The sequence below is a fragment of the Duganella sp. S19_KUP01_CR8 genome (genome assembly GCF_036688705.1).
GTDB lineage: Bacteria > Pseudomonadota > Gammaproteobacteria > Burkholderiales > Burkholderiaceae_D > Rugamonas.
Genome location: NZ_JAQQPR010000010.1, coordinates 55,431 through 73,030, shown reverse-complemented (window position 1 = coordinate 73,030; position 17,600 = coordinate 55,431). Strand labels below are relative to the sequence as shown.

18 protein-coding genes and 1 tRNA gene are annotated in these 17,600 nt (G+C 57.1%); 13 read left to right on the top strand and 6 right to left on the bottom strand.

Translation table 11 applies throughout. The features are described 5' to 3' along the window. Window positions 1-3: 3 nt before the first annotated feature. The 6 genes from V6M89_RS12230 (at window position 4) to V6M89_RS12205 (ending at window position 4,507) form a co-directional block, all read left to right on the top strand. Window positions 4-1,416: a cytochrome b gene (locus V6M89_RS12230; protein WP_332853425.1), complete on the top strand. Its 1,413-nt coding sequence runs from the start codon at window positions 4-6 to the stop codon at window positions 1,414-1,416. A gap of 36 nt (window positions 1,417-1,452) precedes the next feature. Beyond that, window positions 1,453-2,217, top strand: a complete 765-nt coding sequence (locus V6M89_RS12225; RefSeq protein WP_332853424.1) for a cytochrome c1 — start codon at window positions 1,453-1,455, stop codon at window positions 2,215-2,217. 112 nt (window positions 2,218-2,329) lie between these two features. After that, window positions 2,330-2,941: a glutathione S-transferase N-terminal domain-containing protein gene (locus V6M89_RS12220; protein ID WP_008443913.1), complete on the top strand. Its 612-nt coding sequence runs from the start codon at window positions 2,330-2,332 to the stop codon at window positions 2,939-2,941. 91 nt (window positions 2,942-3,032) lie between these two features. Continuing rightward, window positions 3,033-3,512, top strand: coding sequence for a ClpXP protease specificity-enhancing factor (locus tag V6M89_RS12215; protein ID WP_116993701.1), 480 nt, complete (start codon window positions 3,033-3,035; stop codon window positions 3,510-3,512). A gap of 26 nt (window positions 3,513-3,538) precedes the next feature. After that, a tRNA-Thr gene (locus V6M89_RS12210) sits at window positions 3,539-3,614 on the top strand. A gap of 233 nt (window positions 3,615-3,847) precedes the next feature. Continuing rightward, window positions 3,848-4,507, top strand: a complete 660-nt coding sequence (locus V6M89_RS12205) for a hypothetical protein (RefSeq protein WP_332853423.1) — start codon at window positions 3,848-3,850, stop codon at window positions 4,505-4,507. A gap of 140 nt (window positions 4,508-4,647) precedes the next feature. On the opposite strand, the gene V6M89_RS12200 is transcribed toward V6M89_RS12205, so the two are convergent. The 4 genes from V6M89_RS12200 to V6M89_RS12185 all read right to left on the bottom strand — a co-directional run bounded on the left by V6M89_RS12200 (window position 4,648) and on the right by V6M89_RS12185 (window position 11,456). Next, window positions 4,648-5,667, bottom strand: a complete 1,020-nt coding sequence (locus tag V6M89_RS12200) for a DNA cytosine methyltransferase (RefSeq protein WP_332853422.1) — start codon at window positions 5,665-5,667, stop codon at window positions 4,648-4,650. A gap of 10 nt (window positions 5,668-5,677) precedes the next feature. Then, on the bottom strand, window positions 5,678-7,471 hold the full coding sequence (locus V6M89_RS12195) for an ATP-dependent nuclease (RefSeq protein ID WP_332853421.1): 1,794 nt from the start codon (window positions 7,469-7,471) through the stop codon (window positions 5,678-5,680). A gap of 476 nt (window positions 7,472-7,947) precedes the next feature. Further along, window positions 7,948-9,834 (bottom strand): serine hydrolase domain-containing protein, encoded by a 1,887-nt coding sequence (locus V6M89_RS12190; RefSeq protein ID WP_332853420.1) that lies wholly within the window; start codon window positions 9,832-9,834, stop codon window positions 7,948-7,950. 137 nt (window positions 9,835-9,971) lie between these two features. Further along, window positions 9,972-11,456, bottom strand: a complete 1,485-nt coding sequence (locus V6M89_RS12185; RefSeq protein ID WP_332853419.1) for an FAD-dependent monooxygenase — start codon at window positions 11,454-11,456, stop codon at window positions 9,972-9,974. A 54-nt stretch (window positions 11,457-11,510) separates the two neighbouring features. Here V6M89_RS12185 and V6M89_RS12180 point away from each other — a divergent pair, with 54 nt between their 5' ends. Both V6M89_RS12180 and V6M89_RS12175 read left to right on the top strand, forming a co-directional pair. Continuing rightward, entirely contained in the window at window positions 11,511-12,149 is a 639-nt protein-coding gene (locus tag V6M89_RS12180; protein ID WP_332853418.1) for a TetR/AcrR family transcriptional regulator, read from the top strand. Between the two features lie 124 nt (window positions 12,150-12,273). Beyond that, window positions 12,274-13,158 (top strand): dienelactone hydrolase family protein, encoded by an 885-nt coding sequence (locus V6M89_RS12175; RefSeq protein WP_332853417.1) that lies wholly within the window; start codon window positions 12,274-12,276, stop codon window positions 13,156-13,158. Window positions 13,159-13,167: 9 nt separating this feature from the next. On the opposite strand, the gene V6M89_RS12170 is transcribed toward V6M89_RS12175, so the two are convergent. Then, window positions 13,168-13,911, bottom strand: a complete 744-nt coding sequence (locus V6M89_RS12170; protein ID WP_332853416.1) for a substrate-binding periplasmic protein — start codon at window positions 13,909-13,911, stop codon at window positions 13,168-13,170. Window positions 13,912-13,984: 73 nt separating this feature from the next. Here V6M89_RS12170 and V6M89_RS12165 point away from each other — a divergent pair, with 73 nt between their 5' ends. Both V6M89_RS12165 and V6M89_RS12160 read left to right on the top strand, forming a co-directional pair. Beyond that, window positions 13,985-14,251 carry a hypothetical protein gene (locus V6M89_RS12165; protein ID WP_332853415.1) on the top strand — a complete coding sequence of 89 codons (267 nt, stop codon included), beginning with the start codon at window positions 13,985-13,987 and terminating at the stop codon, window positions 14,249-14,251. A gap of 54 nt (window positions 14,252-14,305) precedes the next feature. After that, window positions 14,306-14,437, top strand: a complete 132-nt coding sequence (locus tag V6M89_RS12160) for a hypothetical protein (protein ID WP_332853414.1) — start codon at window positions 14,306-14,308, stop codon at window positions 14,435-14,437. Window positions 14,438-14,481: 44 nt separating this feature from the next. On the opposite strand, the gene V6M89_RS12155 is transcribed toward V6M89_RS12160, so the two are convergent. Continuing rightward, complete coding sequence (locus V6M89_RS12155; protein ID WP_332853413.1) at window positions 14,482-15,345, bottom strand: alpha/beta fold hydrolase; 864 nt, start codon at window positions 15,343-15,345, stop codon at window positions 14,482-14,484. A gap of 172 nt (window positions 15,346-15,517) precedes the next feature. Here V6M89_RS12155 and V6M89_RS12150 point away from each other — a divergent pair, with 172 nt between their 5' ends. The 3 genes from V6M89_RS12150 to V6M89_RS12140 all read left to right on the top strand — a co-directional run bounded on the left by V6M89_RS12150 (window position 15,518) and on the right by V6M89_RS12140 (window position 17,561). Further along, window positions 15,518-16,420, top strand: a complete 903-nt coding sequence (locus tag V6M89_RS12150) for a LysR family transcriptional regulator (protein ID WP_332853412.1) — start codon at window positions 15,518-15,520, stop codon at window positions 16,418-16,420. Between the two features lie 124 nt (window positions 16,421-16,544). Beyond that, a complete protein-coding gene (locus V6M89_RS12145) occupies window positions 16,545-16,748 on the top strand; it encodes a hypothetical protein (RefSeq protein WP_332853411.1) in 204 nt (67 codons plus the stop codon). Window positions 16,749-16,781: 33 nt separating this feature from the next. Further along, window positions 16,782-17,561, top strand: coding sequence for a GIN domain-containing protein (locus tag V6M89_RS12140; RefSeq protein WP_332853410.1), 780 nt, complete (start codon window positions 16,782-16,784; stop codon window positions 17,559-17,561). Window positions 17,562-17,600: the final 39 nt, after the last annotated feature.

The following is a 17,600-nucleotide window of genomic DNA, read 5'->3' as shown; positions in this document are numbered from 1 at the left end:
ATCATGGCGGCTTTCAAAGAGACAAAATTCCCGGCCGATGCTCCGGCCGCACAAAAAGCGCTGGGCTGGGTCGACGACCGCTTCCCGCTCACCAAGCTGTGGAATGACCAATGGGGCAAGTACTACGCTCCGAAAAACTTCAACTTCTGGTACATCTTCGGCTCGCTGGCCATGCTGGTGCTGGTGCTGCAGATCGTCACCGGCATCTTCCTGACCATGCACTACAAACCGGACGCCAACCTGGCCTTCGGTTCGGTCGAATACATCATGCGCGAAGTACCGTGGGGCTGGCTGGTGCGTTATATGCACTCGACCGGCGCCTCGGCCTTCTTCATCATCGTCTACCTGCACATGACGCGCGGCCTGCTGTACGGCTCGTACCGCAAGCCACGTGAACTGATCTGGCTGTTCGGTTTCGCCATCTTCCTGTGCCTGATGGCCGAGGCGTTCTTCGGCTACCTGCTGCCATGGGGCCAGATGTCGTACTGGGGCGCACAAGTGATCGTCAACCTGTTCGGCGCGATTCCGCTGATCGGCCCTGACCTGTCGCTGTGGATCCGCGGCGACTACGTGGTGTCCGACGCCACCCTGAACCGCTTCTTCGCCTTCCACGTGATCGCGATCCCACTGGTTCTGCTGGGTCTGGTGGCTGCCCACCTGATCGCGCTGCACGAAGTCGGTTCGAGCAACCCGGACGGCATCGAAGTGAAAGACAACCTGGGCGCCGACGGCCACCCGGTCGATTCGATTCCTTCGCACCCTTACTACACCGTGCACGACCTGTTCGGCGTGTCGGTGTTCCTGCTGATCTTCAGCACCGTGGTGTTCTTCGCCCCGGAAATGGGCGGCTACTTCCTGGAATATAACAACTTCCTGCCGGGCGATTCGCTGAAGACCCCGCTGCACATCGCGCCGACCTGGTACTTCACCGCGTTCTACTCGGTGCTGCGCGCCACCACCGCCGACTTCATGTGGGTGCTGATGTTCTTCGTCGCCGCCTACGTCGTGTTCGTGTGGCTGAAATCGCGCCTGTCGAGCATCGTGAAAACCGCCATCGCGGTGATCGCGCTGGTGGCCATCATCGGCATGCTGCCGCAGGTGCTGGACGCCAAGTTCTGGGGCGTGGTGTTCTTCGGTGGTTCGGTGGTGATCCTGGCCTTCCTGCCTTGGCTGGACAAGTCGCCGGTCAAGTCGATCCGTTACCGTCCAAGCTGGCACAAATACGTGTACGGCGTGTTCTTCTTCTGCTTCCTGTCGCTGGGCTACCTGGGTACCCTGCCGCCGACCGAAGGCCGCACGCTGTTCTCGCAAGTATGCACCCTGCTTTACTTTAGCTTCTTCCTGTTCATGCCTTGGTGGAGCGCCATGGGCACGTTCAAGAAGGTCCCGGACCGCGTAGTGTTCCACGCGCACTGATCGACCACCTCGGCTAAAGTACACAAAGGACATTACATGAATTTTCCTAAAAAACTGCTCGCCATCCTGGCATTGCTGCCAGGTCTGGCACTGGCTAACGAAGGCGGCATCGCGCTCGACAAGGCGCCGGACCGCTCGAATAACATGGCAGCACTGCAACATGGCGCCAAGCTGTTCGTCAATTACTGCCTGAACTGCCATAATGCGTCCTCGATGCGCTACAACCGTCTGCGCGACCTCGGCCTGACGGAAGAGCAAATCAAGGCCAACTTGCTGTTCACCGGCGATAAAGTGGGCGAAATGATGACCACCACGATGAATCCGAAAGATGCGAAAGCATGGTTCGGCGTGGTGCCGCCGGACCTGTCCGTCATTTCGCGCGCGAAAGCGTCGGGCGCCGGCAGCGGCGGCGACTACCTGTACACCTATCTGCGCACCTTCTACAAGGACGACACCCGCCCGACCGGCTGGAACAACCTGGTGGTCAACAATGTGGCGATGCCGCATGTGCTGTGGGAACTGCAGGGCGTGCAGAAGGTCAAGATGAAGGAAGTGGCCGATCCGCACGAAGAAGGTAAGATGACGCATCAGTTTGACGGCTTCGAAGTCGTCACGCCGGGCAAACTGAACAAGCTGGAATATGACACTGCGATGGCCGACCTGGTCGGTTACATGGAGTGGATGGCGGAGCCTGCAGCGCAGACCCGCAAAAAACTGGGTGTGGCAGTGGTGCTGTTCATGTCCCTGTTCGCCTTCCTGGCATGGCGTCTGAACGCGTCGTTCTGGAAAGAAGTTAAATAATCGAGAGCGCCGGCTGGCCGGCGCTTGTTTTGCGATGCCCGCGTTGGCGGGCGATCGATCCGGGGTGATCCGTTCGCGGCTTCACCCCCTTTGTTTCTAAGGAACTATAAAAATGATGGTTCTCTACTCGGGTACAACCTGCCCATTTTCGCAACGCTGCCGTCTGGTCCTGTTTGAAAAAGGCATGGACTTCGAAGTGCGCGACGTCGACTTGTTCAACAAGCCGGAAGATATCTCGACCATGAATCCTTATGGTCAGGTGCCTATTCTGGTCGAACGTGAATTGATCCTGTACGAATCGAACATCATCAATGAGTACATCGACGAACGCTTCCCGCATCCGCAACTGATGCCGGCCGATCCGCTGATGCGCGCGCGTGCGCGCCTGATGCTGTTCAATTTCGAGAAGGAATTGTTCGTTCACGTGCACGTGCTGGAAAGCGAACGCGCCAAGAGCAACGACAAGAGCCACGACAAGGCCCGCGCAGAAATCCGCGACCGCCTGACCACGCTCGCGCCGCTGTTCCTGAAGAACAAGTACATGCTCGGCGATGAGTTCTCGATGCTGGACGTGGCGGTAGCGCCGCTGCTGTGGCGTCTGGATCACTACGGCATCGAACTGTCGAAGACCGCGGCCCCGCTGATGAAGTACGCCGAGCGCATCTTCTCGCGCCCTGCCTACATCGAAGCGCTGACGCCGTCGGAAAAGGTCATGCGCCGTTAATTCGGACGCAGACCGTTTTACTTGAAGTCTATCGGCGCGTTTGCCGGCCTTAGTCGGCGGCGCGCCGGGTTTTACTGCAGTCTGGAATACCATGTCTGAAATCTCAACCAAGCCCTACATGCTGCGCGCCATTTATGAGTGGTGCACGGATAGCGGCTATACGCCCTACCTCGCCGTCAAGGTCGACGCCTCGACCACGGTGCCGATGGAATATGTGAAAAAAGGCGAAATCGTCCTCAACATCAGCTTCGGCGCCACCTCGGGCCTGAAGATGGACAACGACAGCATACGCTTCCACGCGCGCTTCGGCGGCGTGTCGCGCGAGATCTACGTCCCGGTCAACAACGTCATGGCGATCTATGCCAACGAGAACGGCCAGGGGATGGCGTTCGAGCCGCAAGCGGGCTTTGCCGAGCCGGTGGCGGAAGAAGAAACCAGCGCGCCGGCGCCGGTGTTGGCGGCTGTTCCAGCGCCTTTGCAAGAGGCCAAGAGCGAGGCCCCAAGCGCTCCGGACGACGATAACGAGCCGCCAAAAAAGGGCGGCCGGCCTACTCTTACGCGAATTAAATAGCGTATAATTCGCCCCGTACAAGTTTCGCCGACTTAGCTCATTTGGTAGAGCAGTTGATTTGTAATCATCAGGTGGCCAGTTCGAAACCGGCAGTCGGCACCAGTAATATCAAGGGCTTACAGTAATGTAAGCCCTTTTGTTTTGGTCAGGTGTCAACCGAATGTCAACGCGCCTAATTTTCAGGAAACTGCGAGGACTTAGCGTAGGCAGAAAAGCGTGGCCTCGGAGCCGCAGACTGCGCTCATGGCACTAGTTGCCAAAGTTTCATCATATGCTATTCTTACTTCACTGATCAAAATACCTGCCACCAACAGGCTACAAGGATAGCGCAAGCAATGAATACACCACCCAGTCCGGGCTTTAAATTTTCCCTCACGACCGAATCCGGCGATGACATGACGGCGGAATTAAAAGGCTTTGCCGAAATGATCGGGATCGAACAAGCCGCACCAGGCCGTTACAGCTTGTTATTACTGCTTAGTTTGCTCGGGGGGGCTAAATCGGGAAGGCTGAACCCGCACAAGGTCGTACAAGAAATACTCGCCCTGGAAGGCATTGGTCCTCCAAGCCAACTGAAGCCCCCCATCCAGAACAAGCACCCACCGCTAAAAGGATTGTGGCACAAGCACCACCTCATGGACGGTATGAGTTCTCTGGCCATGAACATCGAGAAAGGGCTTAACCGTTACAAAATCCCATTCTTTGAACAAAAAATCATGGAAGCTCAGCAGGCCGGTGAAGAGAGGTTCATGTCCGCTGCCGACATCCCGATGTTGGTTAACGATGTAGTAAGCGGCAACTATAACCGCCTTGCTGAAAACGAGGCATTGACCGGTGAATGGCTAGTCTTCGCGAAGCACGAAGAAAAGAACTACTACTTAGCCTTGGCTACACATGACTCCGCAACTCATGACGCGCTACGACAACAGATCGAAGCCATATGTTACCTTGAATTTTCATTTCTTCCAGAAATACTCAACCCGGACCGGGGATAAAGAAGCTAAGACAGCTATGGCTGTCAGACCAGATGTTCGTTTGATGTGTAATGATCGCGACCTGATCTGACAGTCACCGGTCCTTGATCCCTCAGTGGTTGCGTTACTTTAGCGCGCCCCTCAATAGTGCAAATCTTTATCTATATCTGCAGCAAGTGCGCTCCAATTGCTCGAGCCATTGCTGGGGGGACAGCATTGCCGATCTGCCGCGCCCGCGATGCTAAATTTCCCGCAAATGAGTAATTTTCAGGGAATGTCTGTATCAACGCCGTTTCTCTGACACTTAGCGCACGATTCTGCTCGGGATGCCCAAAGCGCCCATTTGAGTAGCTAATACAGCGGGTAGTCAACCCTGACGCTAGGCGATCCCATGCCAATCTGCCGTAAACATCCGAGTGTCCAGAATGATCCTTGTGACAGTCAAGCTGGAAATGTTCGGGCCAACATTCTCTCCCTCCTCCTTCGGGTGTCGCCGCAATTCTCTGCAAATTTATTGGCGACAACGCCGCTGCTTGGTGATCTGGATCATCAGGATGCACCTCGCCAGCTGCAATCGGTGGCAAATGCGATATAAAGTCCCGGACGGTAGAGAATGGTAGTTTGTCAGGGCCATGAGATGCAGGCGGCAATGAGATAAATCCCGAGCGCTGAGCAACTAAAATCAAACGCTTTCTTGTTTGAGGCACCCCATATGACATCGCGGAGACAACATCTGAGCTGTACGAATACCCCAGTTCACGAAGCAAAGCTTTAAACTTATTAAAAGGACCATTCTTACCTTTTATTTTTTGCATGCCTGGGACATTTTCAATGAAAACGTAATCTGGTAACCATGCGCTGACAAACCGACTGAACTCAGCTAAAAGATCGCGCCGAGGATCTTTTTGACTTTGATGTCTATTTTGTTTTGAAAATGGCTGACATGGTGCACAACCGCAAAATAATAACGGATCGGTGCGGTTCCCAATCAATGGACGTAGAGACTCAGTATCAATATCGCGAATATCACCAACAATAAAATTTGCTTTAGGAAAGTTTCTCTGAAACGACTGGGCCGAATCAACGTCTATATCTAGGCCCATGACAATTTCCATGCCAGCCTGCTGAAACCCACAACTGGTACCACCGCAGCCAGAAAAGAAATCAAAAACTCTTACCACAATATTTTCCCTAATGTTTCAAGAAACTCACGAGCGCTTCACGAATATTAACCAAATCTTGATCATTGTCATCTAGCTGTGCAAGTAATCGCTTTTGCGTTTGAAGAATATCATCCGAAGATACCTTTTCAAACGGCTGAACCTTGAGCTCATGCTTGGTTAATTCAAAAAATAAATTCTTATAGTCACTTCCAGAAAACGCAGAAGTAACATCAGATGGCGCCTTGCGCCAAACAAATTCTTCTGGAATATTTGAAGGTAAATAATCTACGTAAGTTTTACACCATCTAATGTATTGCCGTCGCGCTGCAAAAAGTTGCTCCTCATTTCCCTTTCCATTCAAACTATCAACAGGAAAGCTCACATCGGATCCAGTAGCAGCTTTTATTATTTCCGATAATCTATAATTTTCTGCAATCGGCACAGTATTAGGATCAATAAACCTATTTTCTTCAACGGCCTGTTGATCACCATCCATGTATACAACTATATCCTCACGATTTTCTGCCGCAAATATAGGCAGATAATGAGTCCAAAGTGTATCAGATCCGCCAGGAAAGTGTACGATTTCGAACATGTTGAAGATTGCTTCGCCGGCAACACGAAGGCTCTTTTCGACAACTGCCTTGGCTAACCGGTCTTCAACAACAACCGTGATTTTTCCAGGGACAGGCTCGCCCAAGTGAAAGAAGGCTTCCTCAGGAAGGGATTCTTGCTTTAAAACACTTATTTTTCCATTTAGCCCATCCATTGCCAATACTTTGATAGCCGACGGGGGAAGTATCCTAATGATTGCTGGAGAATGAGTCGAAATAACTATCTGGTGTTTATGTTTTTTTACTTGTTCCGACAGAAAATACATTAGTCGCTCTTGCGCTCCCGGGTGAATAGAAACCTCGGGCTCATCGAGCAAAATCAACGTCTTGGGGTCACATGAAACAATAGACGTAACAAGTTTTATTACGGAAAACTCACCACTTCCCGCAAAAGCTTCTGTATAGCTAAAGTCTTTAGTTTTCAGTTGAGCTGTATAGCCATCGCTATTATAAAATCTATGACGTATAAGCTTTATTTCAGAATACTTCCTACCAAGGATAAATGAAATAGCATCAAGCTCATCTTTATCTAAAATTCTATTTTCAGAATTTATAATTCTTTCACTTTTTCTAAAATTCAAACTAGTCAAACCACTGTCAAGCGCTTTCTTTAGATGATTTGCCCTAGACCTTATAAAGTCCTTTTTCTCCTTCTGCAGATTTTTCTTTTTCAGTTCACCATAATAGAAGAATTTATCAAATGCGCTTAGGGCAGCACGGAAATCTATATATATGACTTCCTTTTTAATTGTCTTCCACCTGGTTCTGGTCGCTCCAGCTGGAATCGGCCCAATTTTTGGCACACCTTCCATATCATATTTTGCATAAGGACGAGATGGTTCCCAATAATCAGGATCTTCATCTTTTTTAATTCGAATTTTCAGAACTTCAGTAACTTTCTTGGCTTCTGGATTGTTGTATCCATAAATAAAACAATTTCGTTCGCCATCTCCTTCTTCAATTGGGTCGGTAGAAGTAGAAAACCACAAACTACCAAGATTGTACTGCCCAGGAACACCGTACAGTGCTCTCAGTACTGAGCTTTTATTTGTACCATTTGCCCCTACCAGAACCGTAATAGGATGAGAAAACTCTATTCTTGTGTTCGGCGCCAGATTCTTGTATTTCGGAAACCGTATATGAGTTATGAAAGGTTCCAATTGGCCAGCAGCAAGCAAACTCGATAGCGTGTTTTGTATTTGTGTCATGGTTTCTAATAATCTTCTTTTTGTGCCGCAGCCATGTGTCCGCAGCGGAGTAGGACACCAGAGTTACATACCTTGCCCCAAAGCATAACATTGCTTTCTCTCATAAATCCAAAGCTTTGCAGGATAAATATTGTGTTTCATAAAAATCAACACTACCGTCCAAACAGAACTTTAGGCGACATCGAAGAGTCGACCTAGCCGGCCAGCTATGGTCTTGGGACGTCAGTTTCGGTCACAATAGTCACCGTAAAGCGATGCCTACTCAGCAGCCTAGGTATTGTTAGTAATGATATAAAACGCCGTGTACGCGTTTTTCAGACTCAAGACAACTACGAATGGCAAGGATCTACCAATTTGCCATTTAGATGCCTGATTTTCAAAATCTATGGAGGCTAGCAGTCGGCGCAAGCAATACGCAGGGACATCAAAGGGTTACAGGCTTCGGTTTGTAACCCTTTTTTATTTTCAACCGCCCGTTAATAGCGCCCACTCCAAATAAGAAAACTACCCTGCCAGGCCATCGCTGTGGCGCCTACACACGCCAAGGCAAGCGCCATGTAGTGAACCCGGCCGACCAGCGATACTTCCCGATTGCGCCAACTTATCCATGCAGCCCGGACCGCGACTAGCGTGCCGCCCAGCGCAAGCCATGCCAAAGCCTGAACCACGCGCAAGAGTATGGCGCAGGTGGGCGAGGCAACGAACAGGGCGTCATTCAAGTAGGCTAGCAAAATGCCGCCATACAAAACCCATGGAAGCAATGCCAGCAGCCCTGCCAAGCGCACGTGGTTCCTGACCTGAAGCAGTACCGGCGACAGAACGGCTTGTGGGCCGGAGCGCATGCGCCACACAACCGACAAGGGCCACGCCAGTACGCTGAGCAACACAGTCGCAATCGACAAGACCAAGACGGAAAGCATTACCAGCTTGTGCTGATGCCAAGAGACCTTTTGCATGATCTGCATTGGGTCTCCGTTTCTGCTCATCTCCCAGCCACCCTGCGCATTCTTGAGAAAGTAGCGACGACGAAGCGGGTTAGCCGCGCTTTGCCACACGCCTGGCTCCACTTCATGCCACTCGACAGGCTTACCGTTCGATCCACGCACTGTATCGATCACAAGTGTTCCAGGCTTCACCATGCGCACCACGTTTTGATCGAGCAGGAATGGCAATGACAGCGGACTCGATTCAAACCGCCGAGTGGTGCGGTAGCTTCCCTGCATCTGCTCAGACTCGTCTGTCACGGCCTGACGCGGCATCGCGAGCGATGGTGACGGCGGCGAAAGATAGCGCTCGGCAAAAGACTTCAACAGGACCTCGCGCATTCCCGGATCGGCTTCAGTGTTCTGCACGATGAACAAGCCAAGACGCTGCTCGGGCAGCAGATAGATGACCGAGTGAAAACTCCCTGGAATATCACCCGTATGTCCGATCAGTCGTTGCGCCACTTCATCCATTTCGTAAAAGCCCAGCGCGATCCCCGGCCCTGCGGGATGGTGGCGGAATTGGACGGTATGCATCTGCGCCAACGTCGCCGGCTTGAGCAATGCTGGCCCAGGTGCGGTCTGATCGCCAAGGTGAGCCAGCATGAACCGCGCCATATCCATCGCAGTACTCGACAAAGCTGCGGCTGGCGTTATTTGCGCCGTATCGAACGGGCGGGTAGGCCCGGTCCTGATGGCATACCCTTTCGACAGCAGCGGCGCGAGGCCCGGCGGCAAAGGTTGCGCAAAGCTCGAGTGGCGCATGCCAAGTGGCGCAAAAATATGGCGCTCGGTATAGGTTTCGAACGACTCCCCCGACACTCGCTCAACGACGTAACCCGCCAGCGTCGTACCGTAGCTCGAATAAGCCGGTACCGTGCCAGGAGCAAACCGGCGCTTAGGCATTTGCCGCACGACGTAGTCCCGCAACGAAGTCAGTTTTTCAGACTTGACCCACCTGTTTTCCACTGTATCTTCGAAGCCGGCCGTATGCGTCATGAGATGGCGCATCGTGATCGGTTGAGCGAAGGTTGTGGGAATGGGGAAATCCAGATAGCGCGAGAGGTCGGAATCCAGATCGATCTTGCCCTGTTCCACTAGTTGCATGACTGCGGTGTAAGTCACCAGCCTGGATAGCGATGCCACGCGGAACAGCGTATCGTTTGGCGAGACTGGCGTTCCAATTCCAACGTCCGCATGACCGTAACCGCGCGCAAACAACACCTTGCCATCTTTGACAACCACGATCGCGGCGCCAGCGACATCCGACTTCGTCATCTCGCGCGAAGCATGCTGATCGAAAAACGTGCTGAGATCTTCCGCAGTCATCGCTGCGCTTTGAGCAGAGGCAAGCCCGCAGCAGCTTAAGCCGATCACCACGCTGAACACTGCTCGAAATACGTACGCGCAAGCGCGGTTACCGCCATTTATTAGCCTGCCCAACCGATGACTCCAATCACTTATAGAACTGCGGAAATTAACATTTTAGCATCCGCACTAAGCGTCAAACCGACAACTTATCGTGCCCATACGAACCAATTCCCGAGCGCCTCCTCCAATCCTTTGACGCTGTTTTCTTCGCCGATCCAGGCCACGCAGGCATCCGGGCGGATCAACATCGATGGTCCGGTATCGACGCCGACGCAGCGTACTCTTTGCGTCATGGCGCCCACCAGTTTGGATGCGCTGCCGTCGACCGACGCGTCGAGCAGGACGCCCGCACCATCCTGCATGAGTTCGTAGAGCGAGGCGCCAGCGACTGGCCGGTCGCCCACTAACCGTCCCACCTCATCCAGTTCCGACCCAAGATCGTATCGCGTGGCCAGCCCGCTCGTCATCGCGCCGATGAGCCGGTTGACATCATCGAATTGCAGCAGATCCGCCATCAGCTGCCGCATCGCTCCTGCTTGCGGATCGGGCCGCATGATGGCGACCTGGGCCAAAGTGTTGGCCAGCACCGCTTGGGCCACGGGCCGCCGTTCGGCTGTGTAGGTATCGAGCAGACTGTCGGGCATCTCGCCGCGAATCACTGCTCCAAGCTTCCAGCCGAGGCTGGCCGCGTCCACCAAGCCAAGGCCCAGGCCCTGCCCGCCGAACGGCGTATGGACATGCGCAGCATCGCCGGCAAGCAGCACCCGGCCTCTACGGTAGGTGTCGACCAGCCGGGTATGGTCGGTCCATCGGCTGCCGCTTTCGAGCGCCCTCACCCGGACGTCGGCACCGCTGACGCGGCGGAGTACGGCTTCGACCTCCTCCCTCGTAACCGGCGCCTGCCGGTCTTCAGGCGGTCCACTGAAATCCAGCATGAGCAACCGGCCCGGCGCCGGGCCAAAGGAAAACATGCCGCCCGATGTGCGGTGCCAGCCGAGCGGCAACAGGCGTTCCGGCTGGTCGATCTCGGCGACGGCCTGATAAAAGGTCAGCGTCGGCGGCGTGCCGGGGAAATCAAAGCCAGCCATCTTGCGGATGAGGCTGCGCCCGCCGTCGCAACCCACGAGGTAGGCGCAGCGGGTGCGGCCGGCGTCGCCCGATGCTGTCCATTTAACTTCGACGCCATCCGGCTGTTGGACGAATTCGGCGACGTCGCACTCGCGGCGCACCTCGATGCCCAGTGCTTGCGCGCGCTCGTCCAGCATGGCTTCAAGCGCCTGCTGATCCACTGGACGGGGACGCCGTTCCGGCTCTTTCTGCGCGTCCTTGCGTATCAAGGACAGGCCGGCGAAGTGTCCGCTGAACTTGGATGTCCGGCCTCGCAATACCGCTCCAGCCTGTTCAATCTCCGCGAAGCTGCGCGCCTCCGCTGCGGCAATCGCCTCGGCCATGCCGCGTCGCATTAACGCCTCGATGCCGAGCGGTCCGATGCCAAATGCCTTCATCGCCGTGCTCGGGGCGGCCAGGCGCTCCAGCACGAGGACGCGCGCGCCACCCAGGGTCAATTCAATAGCGGTCAGCAGCCCTACCGGTCCCGCGCCCACAACGACAACATCAACTTTCTCAATCATATACTCAATCCCAATATGTACTCAGTATATGTAAACTATGCTATAGTTCACCGCATGTCAATCCCAGCCGATCTCCGATCCCGCAAGCGCCTCGCCACGCGACAAGGCATATCCAATGCCGCCACGCGCCTGTTCCTTGAGCGAGGCTTCGATGATGTGACCGTGGACGACATTGCGGCAGCGGCCGACGTCGGGCGGATGACGGTGTTCAACCACTTCCCCCGCAAGGAGGACATGTTCTTTGATCGTGACGAGGAAGGCCGCGAAATGCTGCGCTTGGCCCTGCAAGAGCGTGACCCGCATGTCGCTCCGATCGAGGCATTGCGCCTGCTCGCCCATCGGCTGGCTGAGGAACAAAGCCCTTACACCAGGTTTTCCGCAGCAAGCCAGGGCTTCATCGAGACGATCGAAGGCAGCGCCACCCTCAAGGCGCGGGCCAGGGCGATCCGCGACGAAATCGCGCAAGTGGTGGCGGTGGCGCTGTCCGAAAGCGCGGGACGGGAGTCAGGCGATCCCGACGCTCATCTGGCGGCCGGCCTGCTGCTGGCGACATGGACCGTCGCCCTCATCCAGGCTCACCAGACCTTCCGGCAAGGGCGCGATACCGAGCAAGCGAAAGCCGTCTTTCTCGCCGTCGTAGACAAAGGAAGCACAGGCCTGCGTGCCGCCATGGCAGGCACGCCTTACATCTGAGCGAGCAACTCTGTAGGCCAAAACCCGCACTTGGATATGCAGAAATATTCCGCCTGCGCGAAACGCCAGCGGAACGGCGCTGCGCTACACTAGCCGCTCGCCCACCTGCCTGAGGAATCGAGACATGACACGCAAAACCGCTGCCGATTTTGACCCGGAAGTATTGAAGCTGTTCGACCAGTATGTACACGGCGGCATCACGCGACGTGATTTCCTGTCCTCGGCGACACGCTACGCCGTGGGCGGCACCACGGCCGCCGGCCTGCTCGCCACGCTCAGCCCCAGCTTCGCCGCCCCGGTCGTCAACGCGGACGACCGCCGCATCAAGGCCCGCTACCTCGAACTACCTTCGCCACAAGGCAACGGCACGGTGCGCGGCTACCTGGTCTCGCCGGCCGACGCCAAGGGCAAGCTGCCACTGGTGCTGGTGGTGCACGAGAACCGCGGCCTGAACCCGCATATCGAAGACATCGCCCGCCGCCTGGCGCTGGACGGCTTCATCGCCTTCGCGCCGGATGCCTTGTTCACTTTGGGCGGCTACCCAGGCGACGAGGACAAGGCGCGCGCCCTGTTCAGCAAGCTGGACCAGCCCAAGACCCGCGCCGACTTCGTCGCCGCCGCCCGCTGGCTGCAACAACAGCCGGAAGGCAACGGCAAGCTCGGCGTGGTCGGCTTCTGCTTCGGCGGCGGCATCGCCAACTATCTGGCCACGCAGTTGCCGGAACTGGCGGCGGCCGTGCCTTTCTACGGCGGGCAACCGGGGGCGGCGGACGCGGCGCGCATCAAGGCCCACTTGCTGATCCACGACGCCGGCAATGACGAGCGCATCCGTGCCGGCTGGCCCGCCTACGAGCAGGCGTTGAAGGATGCCGGCGCGGCCTACCAGTACCACGTCTACCCCGGCGTGGAACACGGCTTCAACAACGACACCACGCCGCGCTACGACGCCGCCGCCGCCAAGCTGGCCTGGCAGCGCACGACCGACTTCTTCCGCGCACGGCTAGCCTGACGCCCTCAGTTATTGGTACTTGGCCGCCAGCCGCTGCCACTCGGGATCATCCTTGAGCTGGCGGATCACCGGGGCGATCTTTTCATAGATCGCCCCCTTGGCGCGCGGCACCAGAAAGCGTCGCTCGGTGGGGTGCGATGGCAGCTCGTGCAGCTGGAATTTGTCCGCCTCCACCGCGTGCACCTTCAGGTAGTAGCGCACGACCGACTCGGCGGCGGTCACGCTGTCCACCCGTCCAAAGCGCAGTTTCTCCAGGTTGTTGTCGTCGCTGATGGCGTCGCTGCGAACCAGTCCCTGCTGGTTCATCCATGCTTCCAGGTCGGGATAGCTGTAGCCGAGCACCATGCCGACCGTGTGGCCGCTCAGCGCGCCAGGCTTGGACACGCTGAAAGCCCGCCCGGCAGGCAGCACGATCACGTAGCGGTCGATATCGAACGGCACTGTCCACAGGTATTTTTTCTGGCCGACGTCGTTGAACCAGTGCGGCATCATGCCGATGACGATGCCGTCCAGCTCGCCCCGCTCGACTTGCAGCTGCAAGCGCTTGCGCGGCAGATAAATCAACTTGAAACTCAGCTGGCCGAGTTTTTTGCGGTTCAGGTAATCCACCAGGTCGGGATAGATGCCGCCGCGGTCGCCTATCATCAGAGGCGCGACACGGGCGCTGGTGTAGACGTTGACGACCTCGCCCTGCGCCGCTCCATGGAGCACGCCCAAGCACAGCATCGCCAGTGCCGTCAGGAACTTTTTCATACTTGAAATATAGCATGTCACTGATTTAAGCCCATCCTAACCTTGCAAGCCGTTCGCTTGCTACAATGGTTGGATGCGTAATGTCCTGGCCCTCTTTGTTGCCCTGGTTTTCGTGCTGTACAGCTCCCTGCTGGCGGCCGCGCCTACGCATGCCTGCTGCAAGGACGCCGATTGCCCGGTCACCCAGTGCGTGGCGGCCGATTGCCTGCCGTCGGCGATGCCGGCCGCCTTGGGCGATATCGTGCAGCCGGCCGCGCCGCCCGCCAGCGTGGCGGCGCAATGCCCGGCCCCGGCCATCCTGCCTACCCCACCGACCAAAGTATGGTGCCCTCCCGACTGACGGTAAAAGTGTTTTAAATCAAATACACCACTTTTACTTTTATAAGGAAACACCATGAAATCGATCATCATCAAAGCATCCGCCGTTACCGCCGTCCTGCTGGCATCCGCCGGCGCCTACGCCAGCACCATGGATTGCTGCGGCGGCCTGGAATGCTGCGTCAAGATGCTGGCCTGCTGCTTCTAAGCGCTAGACCATAAGAAAGGGCCCTGCGGGGCCCTTTCTTTGTTTTAGGACTTCGCGAACGCCAGGAAGTCGGCGTTGAACTGATCCTTGTGGGTATCGGTCAGGCCGTGCGGCGCGCCGGCGTAGACGATCAGCTTGGCATGCTGGACGATGGCGGCCGAGGCCTTGCCGGCGGCGTCTATCGGCACGATCTGGTCGTCGTCGCCGTGGATGATCAGCGTCGGCTTGTCGAATTTCTTCAGATCGTCGCGGAAGTCGGTTTCCGAGAAGGCCTTGATCGAGTCATAGGTGTTCTTGTGGCCGGCCTGCATGCCTTGCGCATACCAGGCCTGGATGATGCCCTGCGAGGGCTTGGCGCCCGGACGGTTGTAGCCGTAGAACGGACCCGAGGCGATATCCAGGTACAGCTGCGCACGGTTGGCGACCGAGCCGGCGCGGAGGCCGTCGAACACTTCCATCGGCAGGCCGCCCGGATTGGTCTCGGTTTTCAGCATCAGCGGCGGCACCGCCGAGATCAGGCCCAGTTTGGCGATGCGCTGGGTGCCGTGGCGGCCCACGTAGCGCGCCACTTCGCCGCCGCCGGTGGAGAAGCCGGCCAGGATGATGTTCTTCAAATCCAGCGCTTCGATCAGCTGCGCCAGGTCATCGGCGTAGTGGTCCATGTCATTGCCGTCCCAAGGCTGGCTCGAACGTCCGTGGCCGCGGCGGTCGTGGGTGATGACGCGGAAACCGTTGTTGGCCAGATGGAAGGCCGCCGACTCCCAGCTATCCGCATTCAGCGGCCAGCCATGGCTCAGCACCACCGGCTGGCCAGTGCGTGGGCCCCAATCCTTGTAGTAGATCTCGACGCCGTCGCGGGTGGTGATGGTGCTGGTACTGGTGCTGGTGGTTTGAATAGCGTTGGTCATGATCTTCTTCCTTTTAGTCGATGTGTGGATAACAAGTGTTGTGCTACAGTTCCCGGCAAGTTTGGCCTTGCGATGGGATGAATCTTAGGCCTGCCAGAACGTTTGCGGAACAGACAAGCTTGCAAGGTCACTTTGCAAAAACGCAGGCGCCCACCCCGACCCGACACCACCCATGCCCTCAAGTACCGACTTCGACTGGAACGACATCCCGCTGATCCTGGCGCTGGCCCGCAGCGGCAGCATGAGCGCCACCGGCCGCCAGCTGGGCGTGGACGCCTCGACCATCAGCCGCCGCATCGCCGCCGCCGAAAAGTCGCTGAAGCTGCGCCTGTTCATCCGCGATAACACCGGCTACCAGCTGACCGACGCCGGCCAGGTCTTCGTCCAGCACGGCGAAGCGGTGTACGGCAACGTCCAGAGCATGTTGCAAGCCTCGTCGCAGGAGGCCGACGCCACCGCCGGTCCGGTCAACATCACCTCCATCGACTTCCTGTTCGACTACTGGCTGCTGGAACACGTTCCCGCGCTGCACGCCGAGCATCCGCAACTGCAACTAACGCTGCAGGCGGAAAACCAGAACCTGTCCTTCACCCGCCGCGAGGCCGATTTCGCCCTGCGCATGGGCAAGCCGGGCGAGGATGCGGCGCTGGTGATGCGCAAGCTGGGCGACCTGGGCTTCGCCGTCTACGGCCACGCCCGTTTCGCCGACACGCCACGCGCCTGCTGGGGCACCCAGCCGTGGATCGCCTACGACGACGCGCTGGCCGGCACCGGCGAGATGCGCTGGCTGGCGCAGATGGAGCCGCAGCCGCGCATCGCGCTCAAGGTGAACAGCCTGAGCACGATGGTGCGCGCCTGCCGCGCCGGCGTCGGCATGGCGCTCCTGCCCTGCATCATGGGGCAGCAGGAGGGGCTGGTGCGCATCGGCGGCGGCGTCGAGATACAGCGCGACATCTGGCTGCTCAGCCATCGCGACGCCGGCTCCATCGCCCGCTTCAAAACCGTCTCCAGCTGGCTGTCGCAGCTCTACGCCAGCAGCCAGGACCTGTTGTGCGGCGCGGTTTCACACCGCTAATCCGCATTCTGACCCCTCGTTTTTGCAGTTCGTCACATCCCGGTGGATGTACAGGGGGCCCTTGTCTATAGTTCACTCAACGCAAGACAAAACGCAGTGAACCAAACAACCCAAGGAGCTCAAAATGAACATCGCTAAAAACATGGAAGCCATCTTCGTAGCCGCAATCGTCGTCGCCAGCGCTACCTCGTTCGCCACCGCCGCCGTACCGGCAGTGCACAGCACCGCCCCAGTGGCAGCAGTCGCCGCCAAGGCCGACACCACGAAAATGCAAGTGGTGACCGTCAGCGCCAAGCGCCTGACCGCCGCTGAAAAAGCCGCACTGTAATCGACGACTAACTCACGCTGAACGACGGAGCGCATGATGAAAAAATATCTGAAGGCTGCGATGCTGGCCACGGTACTCAGCAGCGGCGCCAGCGCCGCGCTGGCCGCCGATGTGATCAGCGAGAACCGCAGCGTCGATGCGCGCGCCGTCAACATCGATCTGGATGGCGTCATCAGCCTCAAGATCAAGCAAGGTCCAGTCGCGTCGCTGACTCTACACGGAGAGGCTGACGCGCTGAAAAAAGTGACGGTGGAGCAGACGGGCGATACCCTGCACATCGGCACCAGCAAGTCCCGCGGCAGCTTCAACTTCGGCTTCGGAAGAAAGCAAGACCTGCGGGCGGAACTGACGCTGCCAAATCTGCGCCAAGTGGTGTCGAGCGGCGTCGGTTCCACCGAAGTGAACGGCTTTAGCGGCGACAACCTGCGCCTGGCATTGGACGGCGCCGGCTCGGTCAAGGTCAACGCCCAGTACCGCAACGTCGATGTGAAGCTGGGCGGTGTCGGCAGCATGACCGTCAACGCCGGCAACAGCGACAACGTCGACCTGAATTTGCGCGGCACCGGCCACATCGAAATCACCGGCCAGACCAAGCAGCTGCACGCCAGCCTTGGCGGTGTCGGCGGCCTCGATGCAGAGCAGCTGCATGCCGATACGGTGGAAGTCAGTATGTCAGGACTGGGGAGCGCGTCGGTGTACGCGAAGACCAGCGCGAATATGAAGTTATCGGGCATGGGTTCGGCCAAGGTGTATGGCAACCCGGCCAATCGTAGCGCCAGCGCCCGCGGCATGGGCAGCATCAGCTGGCAGTAAAGAATGCGGTAATCCGCAGCAGGAAACACATGGGTGTGT

What these genes read in the sequence shown, in the direction of transcription:
- V6M89_RS12140 (WP_332853410.1), top strand. Translation starts at nt 16,782, where the DNA reads ATGATGAAAAAATATCTGAAGGCTGCGATGCTGGCCACGGTACTCAGC.
- V6M89_RS12170 (WP_332853416.1), bottom strand. Translation starts at nt 13,911, where the DNA reads ATGAAAAAGTTCCTGACGGCACTGGCGATGCTGTGCTTGGGCGTGCTC.
- V6M89_RS12150 (WP_332853412.1), top strand. Translation starts at nt 15,518, where the DNA reads ATGCCCTCAAGTACCGACTTCGACTGGAACGACATCCCGCTGATCCTG.
- V6M89_RS12225 (WP_332853424.1), top strand. Translation starts at nt 1,453, where the DNA reads ATGAATTTTCCTAAAAAACTGCTCGCCATCCTGGCATTGCTGCCAGGT.
- V6M89_RS12165 (WP_332853415.1), top strand. Translation starts at nt 13,985, where the DNA reads ATGCGTAATGTCCTGGCCCTCTTTGTTGCCCTGGTTTTCGTGCTGTAC.
- V6M89_RS12145 (WP_332853411.1), top strand. Translation starts at nt 16,545, where the DNA reads ATGAACATCGCTAAAAACATGGAAGCCATCTTCGTAGCCGCAATCGTC.
- V6M89_RS12230 (WP_332853425.1), top strand. Translation starts at nt 4, where the DNA reads ATGGCGGCTTTCAAAGAGACAAAATTCCCGGCCGATGCTCCGGCCGCA.
- V6M89_RS12215 (WP_116993701.1), top strand. Translation starts at nt 3,033, where the DNA reads ATGTCTGAAATCTCAACCAAGCCCTACATGCTGCGCGCCATTTATGAG.
- V6M89_RS12180 (WP_332853418.1), top strand. Translation starts at nt 11,511, where the DNA reads ATGTCAATCCCAGCCGATCTCCGATCCCGCAAGCGCCTCGCCACGCGA.
- V6M89_RS12205 (WP_332853423.1), top strand. Translation starts at nt 3,848, where the DNA reads ATGAATACACCACCCAGTCCGGGCTTTAAATTTTCCCTCACGACCGAA.
- V6M89_RS12195 (WP_332853421.1), bottom strand. Translation starts at nt 7,471, where the DNA reads ATGACACAAATACAAAACACGCTATCGAGTTTGCTTGCTGCTGGCCAA.
- V6M89_RS12160 (WP_332853414.1), top strand. Translation starts at nt 14,306, where the DNA reads ATGAAATCGATCATCATCAAAGCATCCGCCGTTACCGCCGTCCTGCTG.
- V6M89_RS12220 (WP_008443913.1), top strand. Translation starts at nt 2,330, where the DNA reads ATGATGGTTCTCTACTCGGGTACAACCTGCCCATTTTCGCAACGCTGC.
- V6M89_RS12155 (WP_332853413.1), bottom strand. Translation starts at nt 15,345, where the DNA reads ATGACCAACGCTATTCAAACCACCAGCACCAGTACCAGCACCATCACC.
- V6M89_RS12185 (WP_332853419.1), bottom strand. Translation starts at nt 11,456, where the DNA reads ATGATTGAGAAAGTTGATGTTGTCGTTGTGGGCGCGGGACCGGTAGGG.
- V6M89_RS12175 (WP_332853417.1), top strand. Translation starts at nt 12,274, where the DNA reads ATGACACGCAAAACCGCTGCCGATTTTGACCCGGAAGTATTGAAGCTG.